The following is an 11,798-nucleotide window of genomic DNA, read 5'->3' as shown; positions in this document are numbered from 1 at the left end:
GCAATCGCGGGTGAACCCGCTCCCACAGGGTACGCGTCGTGCTTTCGACGGCGCAGCGTCGAATCCCCTAGAATGCCGACTTCCCCTTCCCCCAGCCAAGGCCCCCGCATGCTGCAGATCCGCCCGATGACCGCCGCCGATTTCGACCGTTTCTGGCCCACCTTCCAGGCCATCGTCGCGGCCCGGGAAACCTACGCCTACGATCCGGCCATGACCCTGGAGCAGGCGCGCCATCTCTGGCTGGAACTGCCCCTGCACACCCTGGTTGCCGAAGAACACGGCGAACTGCTCGGTGCCTATTACCTCAAGGCCAACGCGGCCGGCCCCGGCAGCCATGTCGGCAACTGCGGCTACATGGTCAGCGAGGCCGCCCGCGGCCGCGGTGTGGCGCGTCAGATGTGCGAACACTCCCAGCAACTGGCCCGTGCCTCGGGCTTTCTTGCCCTGCAGTTCAATTCGGTGGTGGCGAGCAACGAAGCCGCCGTCGCGCTCTGGACCAAACTCGGCTTCGACACCGTGGGGCGCCTGCCCAAGGCCTACCGCCATGCGCGCCTGGGCCTGGTCGATTGCCTGGTGATGTACAAGTGGCTGGGCGAACCGGAGCAGCCGAAGCTGATCGGCCGCAAGAATATCGAGGCCGTAGTGTCGCGGCGTCGCGGGCGCTGAGCAGGATGGAGCACCGCCATCTGCGCGATGCCTTCGCCGGCCTGCCGTTGTTCTTCGCCGTGGCCGAAGAACGCAGTTTCACCAAGGCCGCCGCACGCCTGGGCCTGTCGCAGACTGCCGTCAGCCATGGCATACGCAACCTCGAGGCGCGCCTGGGCGTGCGCCTGCTGTCGCGCAATTCGCGCAGCGTGGTGCCGACCGAAGCCGGCGAGCGCCTGCTGCAGCAGGTCGCGCCGCAGATGGCGCAGATCGACGCCGAGCTGCGCGCCCTTGATGAGCTGCGCGATACTCCGACCGGTTCAATCCGCATCACCGCCTCGGATCACGCCGTGCAAACGGTGCTGATGGCCAAGCTCAAGCGCTTCCTGCCCCAGTACCCGGGAATCAAGGTGGAGATCTCGGTGGACAACGCCCTGGTGGACATTGCCGCCGGGCGCTTCGACGCTGGCGTGCGCCTGGGCGAGTCGCTGGCCCAGGACATGATCGCCGTGCGCATCGCCCCCGACCTGCGCTTCGCCCTGGTCGCAACCAAGGCCTACCTTGCCCGTCACCCCGCCCTCGAGCATCCGCGGGACCTGAGCCGGCACAACTGCATCAATATCCGACTGTCCACCCATGGCAACCTGTGGGCCTGGGAATTCGAGCGCGACGGCAAGCCGCTGTCGGTACGGGTCGATGGCCAGCTCACCTTCAACCGCGCCACCGACTGCGTCGAGGCGGCCGTCGCCGGCCTTGGCCTGGCCTATGTCCCGGAAGAAATGGCCGATCCCTGGCTGCGCTCCGGTCATCTGCTGCGACTGCTGGAAGACTGGTGCCCGACCTGGCCCGGCCTGCACCTGTACTACCCGAGCCGGCGCCAGCCCTCCGGTGCCATGAGCCTGCTGATCGCCGCCCTACGCCTGGAGCCGGACTGATGCCCCGCGAACGCTACAGCGAATTGCTGGCCCTGCTGGCCGTGGCCCGCGAGCGCAATTTCACCCGCGCGGCAGCGCAACTGGGCATGTCGCAGTCGATGCTCAGCTACACCATCCGCGAGATGGAAAAACGCCTGGACATCCGCCTGCTCACCCGCACCACCCGCAGCGTGTCCCTGACCGAAGCCGGCGAGCGCCTGCTGGAGGCCGTCGGCCCGCGCCTGGCGAGCATCGCCGAGGAGCTGCGTGCGGTCAGCGAGCTGGGCGACAGCCCCGGTGGCGTCCTGCGCTTCACCGCCAGCGACCACGCGATCGACAGCCTGCTCTGGCCGAAACTGGCACCGCTGCTGCGCCGCTATCCACGCCTGCAGGTGGAAATGCACTCCGACTACGCCTTTACCGATATCGTCCAGGGCCGCTATGACTTCGGCGTGCGCCTGGGCGACAGCCTGGCCAGGGATATCCAGGCAGTGAGGATCGGTCCGGACATTCGCCTGGCCATCGTCGCCTCGCCGCACTACCTGGCCGAGCGCGGGCTGGCCCTGAGCCCGGACGAACTGATGAACCACGACTGCATCAACCTGCGCTTGCCGACCCTGGGCAACCTGTATGCCTGGGAACTGAAGCGCGGCGAGCGGGAGATGAATGTACGGGTCAACGGTCGCCTGGTGTTCAACGGCATCTACCAGGTGCTGAATGCCGCACTGGACGGCCATGGCCTGGCCTATGTGCCCGAGGACATGGCCCGGCCGCACCTCGATGGCGGCCGGCTGGCGCCCGTGTTGCAGGAATGGTGGCGGGAGTTTCCCGGGTTTCACCTGTACTACTCGAACCAGCGTGAAGTGTCCCGGGCGATGCACCTGGTGATCGACGAACTGCGCCTGGACTGAACGCCAGGCTCAGGCGGTGGTATCGACCCGACCCAGCGAAACCCCCGAGGACTGGCTCATCAGCTGGATCAACTGCGCGTGCAGGGCGAGCAACTGCGCATTGGCTGCCGAGACGCTGGTGCGCTGGGCCGAGAGCGCAGCCTGGGCCGCGGGATCCTGCGCCGCCTCGGCAGCCAGGCGCTCGAGTTTCTGCTGCTCCTGCTGCAGGCGCTTCTGCGCTTCCTGGATCATTTCGCGGGTACGCCGCATGAGGTCCTGCTGGTTTTCCTTGCCCTGCTCCACCGCCAGCAGGCTGCCCATGGCATCGTTTGGCGCCTTGGCCTCGGCGGCGGAGGCCTCCTTGTCCGGCGCTTTCATGCCGAGCTGCACCCGAACCGTGGTCTTGTCGGTGATCACGGGGGCGCCTGCCACCCGCACTGCCAAATCAGCCATGTTGCCTCCACTTGCGGATCGCTGTTGAAGTCAGGTCAGGCTAACAGGCCGACAGCCGGCGCCACGTTCTCCCCAGAAATGGACATGACCCGGGCTCACCCCAGGTCGTGTACCACCCGCCCGATACCCTCGACCACCTGGCGCGCGCCCTGCTGGATCTCCAGCATGGTGCTGCCGGCCTGTTCGGCCAGCGCCTCGACCTGGCCGGTATGGGCGCGGCTGGATTCAATGCCGCGGGTCGCGGCATCGGTCAGGGCGCGGTTCTGCTTGACCACCTCGAAGATCTCCGCGGTCGCCTCGGTTGTGCGTGCCGCCAGCCGGCGCACTTCATCGGCTACCACCGCGAAGCCCCTGCCCTGCCCGCCTGCGCGGGCCGCCTCGATCGCCGCGTTGAGGGCCAGCAGGTTGGTCTGGGTGGCGATCGCACCGATGGTTTCGACGATCGAACCGATCAGGCGCGACTGGTTTTCCAAGGCTTCCATGCTGTCGGTCAGCGCCTGCATCTGCCCGGCGATGTCGCGCATCGCCGTGGCCGCCTCGCCCACCACGTCCATGCCGCGACGGGCGCACTGGTCGGTAACCTGGGCGACATCGAAAGCCAGGCCGGCGGCCTGCTTCACCAGGTCGGCCTTTTCTACCTGCGCCGTCACCAGGTTGGCGAACTTGGCCACCTTGTAGACCTTGCCAGCGGCGTCCTTGATCGGGTTGTAGGTGGCCTCCAGCCAGACGGGCTGGCCACGGCTGTCCACGCGCTGGAAACGTCCGGCGATGAACTCGCCACGCTTGAGCGCCCGCCAGAACTCGGTGTACTCCAGCGAGGCGGCATCCTCGGCGCGGCAAAACATCCGATGGTGCTTGCCCAGGATTGCCGTCAGGCCGTAGCCCATGGCCTGCAGGAAGGGCTCGTTGGCATCCATCACTACGCCTTCGAGATTGAACTGGATGATTGCCGTGGAGCGGTCCAGCGCATGGAACATTTCCAGCTCATCACGCTCCCGGCGACTCGGCACCGGCCATGCCGTACCGTAGCCGCGGCAGCAGCCGTTGCCATCGCACAGCCAATACAGGCCCAGCATCACCGAGCGTCCCTGGGCGCCGCGGCAGCGCCACTGGGTGAGGGTCTGCGGCTTGACCGCGCCCTCGGTGCCAGGTTCCAGCAACTCGCCAGGCTTCATGCCCAGCAACTGCGCCGAGGGGTGCCCCAGGGCATCGGCAAAGGTCTGGCTGACGGCGCTGATCTGCCCGCGCTCGTCCAGAGCGACACTGGCCAATCCCTGCTCAAGACAGGCGAACGATCCTTGAAGTGCTTGCAACTCCTGCTGGCAAGCCCTCAAGGCCTGCGTGCAACGACGGTTGAACATGGCTGACTCCATTTACTGACGGGCATGGCTGTCCTGGGTGCCCGGATGCACCCGGTCCTTGCCGGTGCGCTTGGCCTTGTACAGGTTGCGATCGGCATGGATGAGAATCTCGGAAATATCCTGGCCCGGGGCGAAGGGCGCCAGCCCGGCGCTGAAGGTGAAGGGCACCGGTGCCTTGCGACACCCGCGCACCGCGTCCAGCATCTGCTGCGCCAGGGCGCACGCCTTGCGCGCATCGCAGGTGTCGAGGATGACGCCGAACTCCTCGCCGCCCAGCCGTCCAACGCAATGGCCCACGGCCATTGCCTTCAGGCACTCGGCCAGCACCCGCAGGACTTCATCGCCGATACCATGGCCGAAGCGGTCATTGATACTCTTGAAGTCATCGACATCGATCATCATGAAGAAGCCGCCTGCCCTGGTCGCGACGAAGGTTTCCAGGCGCTCCATCAGCGCCCGGCGGTTGTACAGCGCGGTGAGGTGGTCGGTCTCCGACAGGTTTCGGTAGTACCGCTCGATGTCCAGGGTGTTTTCCAGCGCACGGATGTAGGTGCGGCCGTTGATCCAGCCCAGGCTGATGGAAAACACCACGAACAGGCCGAGGAAATACCGATCGTCGCTTTCGCCATTCACATAGGGCTGGATCAACCCCCAGGTCAGCACCGCGATCACCAGGTAATCCCACGACCCGCGAATCAGCAGCGATGCACCAACCACCGCGAGCACCGTCAAAGGCAAGGAAAACCGCTGGTGCAGCAGCGGGTATTCGGTAAACAGCAGCTTGAACCCGACCATCACCACCAGCACGAAGGCCAGCCCGGAAAAACGCCAGATCCGGTCCGACTGCGCATAGGTCTGCAACAGGGCCAGTGCTGCCGATAACAGCCACGTTCCCCAGGCGGCGACACTGGTTGCCCGCTCGTACAGCACCACGTGAATCAACAGCCAACTGACCAGCACCAGCATCTGCGCGGCGATCACCCCCTCGCACAGCAGCAGGCGGATACGCTGCGCCTGGCTAACCGGCACATCCAGCGCCTGGCTTGAACACTTTGCTTTCCTTGACATCCGACCCCAGCTCCATACTGACCCGCGCGACCGCGAAATTGATCGCCATGGTGTGCCTGACCAGTTCGGCGAACATCGGTCGCATTTCCACCGTATTACCGCAGCAGCGGAAATAGCCTTTCGCCTCGCCTTCGCGCACCAGGCGCATGACATGGGTGCGTGACACGTAGAGGCGCGACGACAGCTCGGCATAGGTCGAGACCTTGTAGCCGCCATTGACCGAGCGGTGCCGCAGGGCATCCAGGTACAGGGCGAGCATCGGCAGGTGCCCGCCATCCTTGTTCATGATCCACTTGGCCCCTGGCAACAGGCTGTCAAGCAGGATGCCTGCCTCGAGAAACTGCACCAGGCCGGTAAAGAAGCGGCGCAGCAGGACGGCCGGCTCCACCGCGGTGGCCGTAGCGCCGGTGCCGGGCACCAGCAGGCAACCGGGCAGCAGGTAGGTCTTGATGATCCTGGCCGCCTCGTCGATGGCCGATTGGGTCGGGCGATAGATCCGCAGCCGGGCATCCTCGGGATGCACGCTGACGTGCAAGTAGCCGCTGATGAAGAAGAACGAAAAATACGAGTCCAGGCTGTTGCGCGACAGGTAACCGCGCTCCAGGCAGAACTCCTTGACCCGGGACAGTGGCGTCAGTGGATCCTGGTAATGAAAGGCGAACAGTGACAGGACTACCATCAGGCGGTCGTATTTCATCAGGCTTTTATAGAAGAACGGCTTGCGTTGGTAGAAGTCGAGCATCAGGTCCAGGTGAAGGGATATGGCTTCGTCTATTTCAGCTTTGTAGAAGTCGCCGATGGTGTGTTGCAGACAATCCAGCAGTTCGGCTCGCTTCATCGAATTTCAGGTTACCCCGGAAAAATAGCGTCATATGGCCATTACCTGGCGGAGCTGATTATAGGGAGTTCGATGATGGCAGTCGGATCACCCCAAAAATGTTTCAGCACGCGTAAATACGGCGATCTGGTACACATCGGCACGTTTACCGATTTATCAATCCTGTCGCTAGCACCTAGCGAAACGTTCCGACCATCCTGCATGGATCCCTGTGCTAGCGTTTCCCGACGGGCTTGCACTGCCCTGCGTGCTGCGGTTTACAACAAGCCCGATCAGATAACCAAAAAAGACTGGTGAGCTCATGGACCTGCGAATCAATCAACAGACCTACCAGGTCGACGCCGACGCGGACACGCCCCTGCTCTGGGTGCTGCGCGACGACCTCGGCCTGACCGGGACCAAGTACGGCTGCGGCCTGGCCCAATGCGGCGCCTGCTCGGTGCTGGTGGACGACAATGTGGTGCGCTCCTGCGTGACCCCGGTGGCCGGCGTGGTTGGTCGCGAGATTACCACCATCGAAGCGGTGGAGGCCGACGCGGTCGGCAAGCGCGTGGTCGAGGCCTGGGTCAAGCACCAGGTCGCCCAATGCGGCTATTGCCAGTCCGGCCAGGTGATGGCCGCGACCGCCCTGCTCAAGCACAACGCCCACCCCGACGACCGCGAGATCGAAGCGGCCATGGTCAACCTGTGCCGTTGCGGCACCTACAACGCCATCCGCGCCGCCGTCCACGACGTCGCCAGCAACGAAGGGGCTGCCTGATGAACAGAGAACAGTTGCCCCTCGGCGAGCCGGTCAACCTTTCGCGCCGACGCTTCCTGCTGGCCAGTGCCGGGGTCGCTGCCGGCGCCCTGGTGCTGGGCTGCGGCCTGCCCCTGGGCATCGGCCGCGTCGAAGCGGCCGACGCCGCCGCGGCGTCGCCGATCAAGGTCCCGGCGCTGCTGGAAATCCGTCCCGATGGCCGCGTGCGCCTGCTCTGCTCGTTCATGGAAGGCGGCCAGGGCATCTACACCGCCATGGCGCAGATCGTTGGCGAGGAACTGGATATCGATCCCGCCCGTTTCCTGGTGGAAGCAGCGCCTGCCGGTCCGGATTTCGTGGTGATGGACAACGGCAGGCGGATTACCGGTGGCAGCATGTCGGTGCGCACCAGCTACCCGACCATGCGCAAGCTTGGCGCCCTGGCCCGGGCCATGTTGCTGCAGGCGGCCAGCGAGCGCCTGAAGGTGCCGGTCAGTGAATTGACCACCGAGCCTGGCCGGGTCATCCACGCTGCTTCCGGCCGTACCCTGGACTACGGCGAACTGGCCGAGCGGGCCATGGACCTGCCGGTACCGGACGCCAACAGCGTGCAATTGCGCGACCCCAGCCAGTTCCGCTGGATCGGCAAGCCGGTGCAGCGCGTGGATGCCTACGACAAGTCCACCGGCAAGGCCGTGTACAGCATCGACATCAAGGTGGACGGCATGCTTCACGCCGCGGTGCAGCACGCGCCGCGCCTGGGCATGACAGTGGCCAGCGTGCGCAACGAAGAGCAGGTCAAGGCCATGCAGGGCGTGCACTCGATCCATCGCCTGCCCGGGGCCATGGCGGTGGTGGCCGAGCGCTGGTGGCACGCCAGGCGCGCCGCCGAAGCCTTGCAGGTGGAATGGCAGGAAGCCGCTGCCGACTCCAGGGTGCGCGCCATGCCCGCCGACTTCTCCAGCGACGGCCATCGCCAGCGCCTGGCCGGCGAAACCGGCCCAGGCCGCGAAGCGGAGCAGGAAGGCGATTTCGCCAGCGCCTGGAATAACGCCAGTACCAGGGTCGAAGCCACCTACCACAACCAGTACCTCAACCACGCCCAGCTCGAACCAGCCTCGGCCACCGCCCGCTTCAACCCGGACGGCACCCTCGAGGTCTGGCTACCGAACCAGGCGCCGGACATGTTCCGCGCCGATATCGCCAAACGCACCGGCCTGGATCCGGAAAAGATCACCCTGCACTCGCCGCTGCTCGGTGGCTTTTTCGGTCGCCACTTCCTCTACGACAGCGCCAACCCCTACCCCCAGGCCATCGAGCTGGCCAAGGCCACCGGACGCCCGATCAAGCTGATCTGGAGCCGCGAGGAAGAATTCCTGCGCGATGTCCTGCGGCCCATGGCCGTGGTCAGGTTCCGTGCCGCGCTGGACCAGGATGGCCTGCCCGTGGCCCTGGAAGCGGTCAGCGCCACCGAAGGCCCGACCGAGGCCCTGGCCGGCAAGCAAGCGGAAAAGGTCGATGCCACGGCGGTCGAAGGCCTGGCTGGCAAGGCCTACGCCATCCCCAACCGGCGCATCGCCCAGAACTATGTGCAGGGGCCGGCGATGCTGGGCTACTGGCGCTCGGTGGGCAATTCGCTGAACGACTTCTTCTACGAAGCCTTCCTCGACGAACTGGCCGACCAGGGCAAGCACGATCCCTTCGAGCTGCGCCTGAAACTGCTGCGCGACAACCCGCGCCTGACCACCCTGCTCAATTCCGTGGGCGAGCTGTCCGGTGGCTGGAAACGCGGGCCCTGGGTGGCCGAGGACGGCACCCGGCGTGCCCGCGGCGTGGCCATGGCTTCGCCATTCGGCTCGCACGCGGCGGTGATCGCCGAAGTGTCCATTGAAAATGGCCAGGTCAAGGTCCACGAGATCTGGCAGGCCATCGACCCCGGCAGCATCGTCAACCCGGCCATCATCGACGCCCAGGTCAATGGCGCCGTGGCCCTGGGGCTGTCCCAGGCGCTGGTGGAGGAAGCCGTGTATATCGACGGCAAGCCACGGGCGCGCAACTACGACCTGTATCCGATCCTGCCGCCGGCGCGCATGCCGCGGGTGCAGGTGAAGATCGTCGAAAGCGGCGAAAAAATGGGCGGCATCGGCGAGCCACCCTTGCCGGCCACGGCCCCGGCGGTGGCCAATGCCGTGGCCCATCTGACCGGGCAGCGCATCCGCAGCATGCCGCTGTCGCGCTACACCTTCAGCTAAGGGGCCGCCGATGAATGCAAAACCACTGGCACTGCTGGTCGTGCTGGGCGCCGCGGCGCTGGGCTGGTACGTCACCCGCACGCCCGCCTCGCCCTTCACGGCGCAGGCGAGCGGTGCGCCGGACGAACAACTGGTCCGACGCGGCGAATATGTCGCCCGCCTGGCCGATTGCGTGGCCTGCCATAGCCTGCCGGAGGGCCGGCCCTTTGCCGGCGGGCTGAAGATGGACACGCCGCTGGGGGCCATCCATGCCACCAACATCACGCCGGACCCCGAGCACGGCATTGGCGCCTACAGCCTGGCCGACTTCGACCGCGCGGTGCGCCACGGCGTACGGCGCGATGGTGCCCGGCTCTACCCGGCAATGCCCTACCCGTCCTATGCCAGGCTCAGCGACGAGGATGTGCGGGCGCTCTATGCCTTCTTCAGCAAGGGCGTCGCCCCGGTCGCCGAAGCCAACAAGCCTGGCGAGATACCCTGGCCGCTGAACATGCGCTGGCCGATAGCCATGTGGAATGGCCTGTTCAGTGCCTCCGCACCGCATATCGACAACCCGGCCAAGGATGCGCTGTGGAACCGCGGCGCCTATATCGTCGAAGGCCCGGGCCACTGCGGCAGTTGCCACACACCGCGCGGGCTGGCCTTCAATGAAAAGGCCCTGGACGGCAGCAAGCCGGCGTACCTCTCCGGCGCCCTGCTCGATGGCTGGTACGCCCCGAGCCTGCGCGACGATCCGAATACCGGGCTGGGGCGCTGGAGCGAGGCGCAGATCGTGCAGTTCCTCAAGACCGGGCGCAACCAGCATGCGGTGGTGTTCGGCTCGATGACCGAGGCGTTCAACAACTCCACGCAGTTCATGACCGACGAGGACCTGGCCGCGATCGCCCGCTACCTGAAGTCGCTACCGGGTGATCCGCAGCGCGACGGGCCACCGTGGCAGTACCAGCAAGCCGTGGCTGACGCGCCAGGTGCGCATACTTACGCCACGCGCTGCGCCTCCTGCCATGGCGCCGACGGGCGTGGGCAGAACGAATGGATGCCGCCGCTGGCGGGGGCTTCGTCGTCCATGGCAGCGGAAAATGCCTCCAGCATCAACATCACCTTGAACGGCGCGCAGCGGGTGGTGACGGCCGGGGTGCCGGATGCGTATCGGATGCCGGCGTTCAGGGAGCAGCTCTCGGATCGGGAGATTGCCGAGGTGCTGAGTTTTGTCAGGACACAATGGGGGAATCGTGGGGGGGCGGTCGAGGTCAAGGATGTTGGGACGTTGCGTGAGCGCACCGACCCGGCGAGTGCCAGCCCGATCGTACTGCGCATGCGCTGATCCCGGGACCTCCAGGGCTCCTGAACAAAACACAACTCTTTGATTTGCAGAGACCCTGTGGGAGCGGGTTCACCCGCGATTACGATGGTGAATTCACTACCGCCATCGCGGGTGAACCCGCTCCCACAGAGTACGCGTGGTGCTTTGGAACGGTTCTCTGCGCGACAGCGCTGCCTGAACGGCTGGGCGGGCTTCTACGGATTCCGACAAGCCCGGAAATACCCGATCGCACGCCTGGCCTGCTGCAGCGGTCCAACCCCCGTAACAACCACAGAGGACCACACCCATGGAAAGCATCGACCTCCTGGTCCTGCGCACCGCCCACGACTGGCTCACCTCGGGCCACCGCACCCTGCTGGCCACAGTGGTGCGCACCTGGGGCTCATCACCGCGCCCGGTCGGCTCGATGATGGCCCTGCGCGGCGATGGCCGGGTTGTTGGCAGCGTGTCCGGAGGCTGTATCGAAGACGACCTGATCCACCGCTATACCACCGCCTACGAGGGCCCCGGCCTTCCTGACGGGTTGCCGCGACTGGTGCGCTACGGCATCGACGCAGACGAGGCCCACCGCTTTGGCCTGCCCTGTGGCGGCACCCTGGAAATCGTCCTCGAATTCGCCCCCTGTGCCGACAGCCTCGGCCAGCTTCTCCAGCATCTCGACAACGGCCGGTTGGTGCGCCGCAGCCTCGAGCTCGCCAGCGGTGAGGTGTCACTGCACACCACCCTGGTCCCCGAACAGTTCGCCTTCGATGGCCAGCGCATGCTCAACACCCTCGGCCCCGGCTACCGCATGCTGCTCATCGGAGCCGGCGCCCTGGCCGAGTACCTGGCGACCATGGCCCGCTTCAACGGCTTCAAGGTCAGCGTCTGCGATCCGCGCCCGGAATACATGGAAGCCTGGAGCCTGGACGGGGTCGAGAAGCTGGTCGGCATGCCCGACGACATCGTTCGCGCCTTCGCCCCGGACGTGCGCACCTGCATCATCGCCCTCAGCCACGACCCCAAACTCGACGACCTGGCATTGCTCGAAGCGCTGCACAGCCCGGCGTTCTATATCGGCGCGATCGGCTCGCGGCGCAACAGCCAGAGCCGGCGCAAACGCCTGATCGAGCATTTCGGCGAAACCCAGGCGTCGCTGAAACGGCTGCACGGCCCGATCGGCATCTACATCGGCAGCAAGACCCCGGCGGAGATCGCCGTGAGCGTAATGGCCGAGGTGCTGGCGCAGAAGAATGCCGTGGTGTTGCCGAAGGAGCTGTCGGTGGTCCAGGCCAAGCAGGCGCGGGAGCAACTGATGCAGGTGGTCTAGCGAGT

At 65.9% G+C, this 11,798-nt stretch carries 10 protein-coding genes and 2 pseudogenes; 7 read left to right on the top strand and 5 right to left on the bottom strand.

Features of this window, described 5'->3' with window-relative positions; translation table 11 throughout:
- Nucleotides 1–108: 108 nt before the first annotated feature.
- The 3 genes from ACKLLE_RS06580 to ACKLLE_RS06570 are packed head-to-tail and all read left to right on the top strand — an operon-like array spanning nucleotide 109 to nucleotide 2,470.
- Nucleotides 109–666 (top strand): GNAT family N-acetyltransferase, encoded by a 558-nt coding sequence (locus tag ACKLLE_RS06580; protein ID WP_420057310.1) that lies wholly within the window; start codon nucleotides 109–111, stop codon nucleotides 664–666.
- 5 nt (nucleotides 667–671) lie between these two features.
- A complete protein-coding gene (locus ACKLLE_RS06575) occupies nucleotides 672–1,580 on the top strand; it encodes a LysR family transcriptional regulator (RefSeq protein WP_420057309.1) in 909 nt (302 codons plus the stop codon).
- The gene (locus ACKLLE_RS06570; protein ID WP_420057308.1) at nucleotides 1,580–2,470 is read left to right on the top strand and encodes a LysR family transcriptional regulator; all 891 of its coding nucleotides are present in this window, start codon (nucleotides 1,580–1,582) and stop codon (nucleotides 2,468–2,470) included. The genes ACKLLE_RS06575 and ACKLLE_RS06570 overlap by 1 nt, the downstream gene beginning before the upstream one ends.
- Nucleotides 2,471–2,479: 9 nt before the next feature.
- On the opposite strand, the gene ACKLLE_RS06565 is transcribed toward ACKLLE_RS06570, so the two are convergent.
- The 5 genes and pseudogenes from ACKLLE_RS06565 to ACKLLE_RS06545 all read right to left on the bottom strand — a co-directional run bounded on the left by ACKLLE_RS06565 (nucleotide 2,480) and on the right by ACKLLE_RS06545 (nucleotide 6,169).
- Nucleotides 2,480–2,902, bottom strand: coding sequence for a hypothetical protein (locus ACKLLE_RS06565; protein ID WP_420057306.1), 423 nt, complete (start codon nucleotides 2,900–2,902; stop codon nucleotides 2,480–2,482).
- 95 nt (nucleotides 2,903–2,997) lie between these two features.
- Nucleotides 2,998–3,429: pseudogene (locus tag ACKLLE_RS06560) on the bottom strand (methyl-accepting chemotaxis protein); the annotation flags it as partial.
- A gap of 126 nt (nucleotides 3,430–3,555) precedes the next feature.
- A pseudogene (locus tag ACKLLE_RS06555) lies at nucleotides 3,556–3,879 on the bottom strand (PAS domain-containing protein); the annotation flags it as partial.
- Between the two features lie 396 nt (nucleotides 3,880–4,275).
- Entirely contained in the window at nucleotides 4,276–5,331 is a 1,056-nt protein-coding gene (locus tag ACKLLE_RS06550; protein ID WP_420057304.1) for a GGDEF domain-containing protein, read from the bottom strand.
- Complete coding sequence (locus tag ACKLLE_RS06545; protein ID WP_420057302.1) at nucleotides 5,282–6,169, bottom strand: hypothetical protein; 888 nt, start codon at nucleotides 6,167–6,169, stop codon at nucleotides 5,282–5,284. Before ACKLLE_RS06545 ends, ACKLLE_RS06550 begins: the two co-directional genes overlap by 50 nt.
- Before the next feature lie 301 nt (nucleotides 6,170–6,470).
- Here ACKLLE_RS06545 and ACKLLE_RS06540 point away from each other — a divergent pair, with 301 nt between their 5' ends.
- The 4 genes from ACKLLE_RS06540 to ACKLLE_RS06525 all read left to right on the top strand — a co-directional run bounded on the left by ACKLLE_RS06540 (nucleotide 6,471) and on the right by ACKLLE_RS06525 (nucleotide 11,793).
- On the top strand, nucleotides 6,471–6,929 hold the full coding sequence (locus tag ACKLLE_RS06540; RefSeq protein ID WP_420057301.1) for a (2Fe-2S)-binding protein: 459 nt from the start codon (nucleotides 6,471–6,473) through the stop codon (nucleotides 6,927–6,929).
- Nucleotides 6,929–9,160 carry a xanthine dehydrogenase family protein molybdopterin-binding subunit gene (locus tag ACKLLE_RS06535; protein ID WP_420057300.1) on the top strand — a complete coding sequence of 744 codons (2,232 nt, stop codon included), beginning with the start codon at nucleotides 6,929–6,931 and terminating at the stop codon, nucleotides 9,158–9,160. Before ACKLLE_RS06540 ends, ACKLLE_RS06535 begins: the two co-directional genes overlap by 1 nt.
- 10 nt (nucleotides 9,161–9,170) lie before the next feature.
- Nucleotides 9,171–10,484 (top strand): c-type cytochrome, encoded by a 1,314-nt coding sequence (locus ACKLLE_RS06530; RefSeq protein WP_420057299.1) that lies wholly within the window; start codon nucleotides 9,171–9,173, stop codon nucleotides 10,482–10,484.
- A gap of 286 nt (nucleotides 10,485–10,770) precedes the next feature.
- Nucleotides 10,771–11,793, top strand: a complete 1,023-nt coding sequence (locus tag ACKLLE_RS06525; RefSeq protein ID WP_420057298.1) for an XdhC family protein — start codon at nucleotides 10,771–10,773, stop codon at nucleotides 11,791–11,793.
- Nucleotides 11,794–11,798: the final 5 nt, after the last annotated feature.

It is taken from the genome of Pseudomonas bharatica (genome assembly GCF_048586865.1).
GTDB lineage: Bacteria > Pseudomonadota > Gammaproteobacteria > Pseudomonadales > Pseudomonadaceae > Aquipseudomonas > Aquipseudomonas bharatica.
Note: the sequence above shows the minus strand (reverse complement) of the source record. Positions and strands in the feature narration are given on the sequence as shown.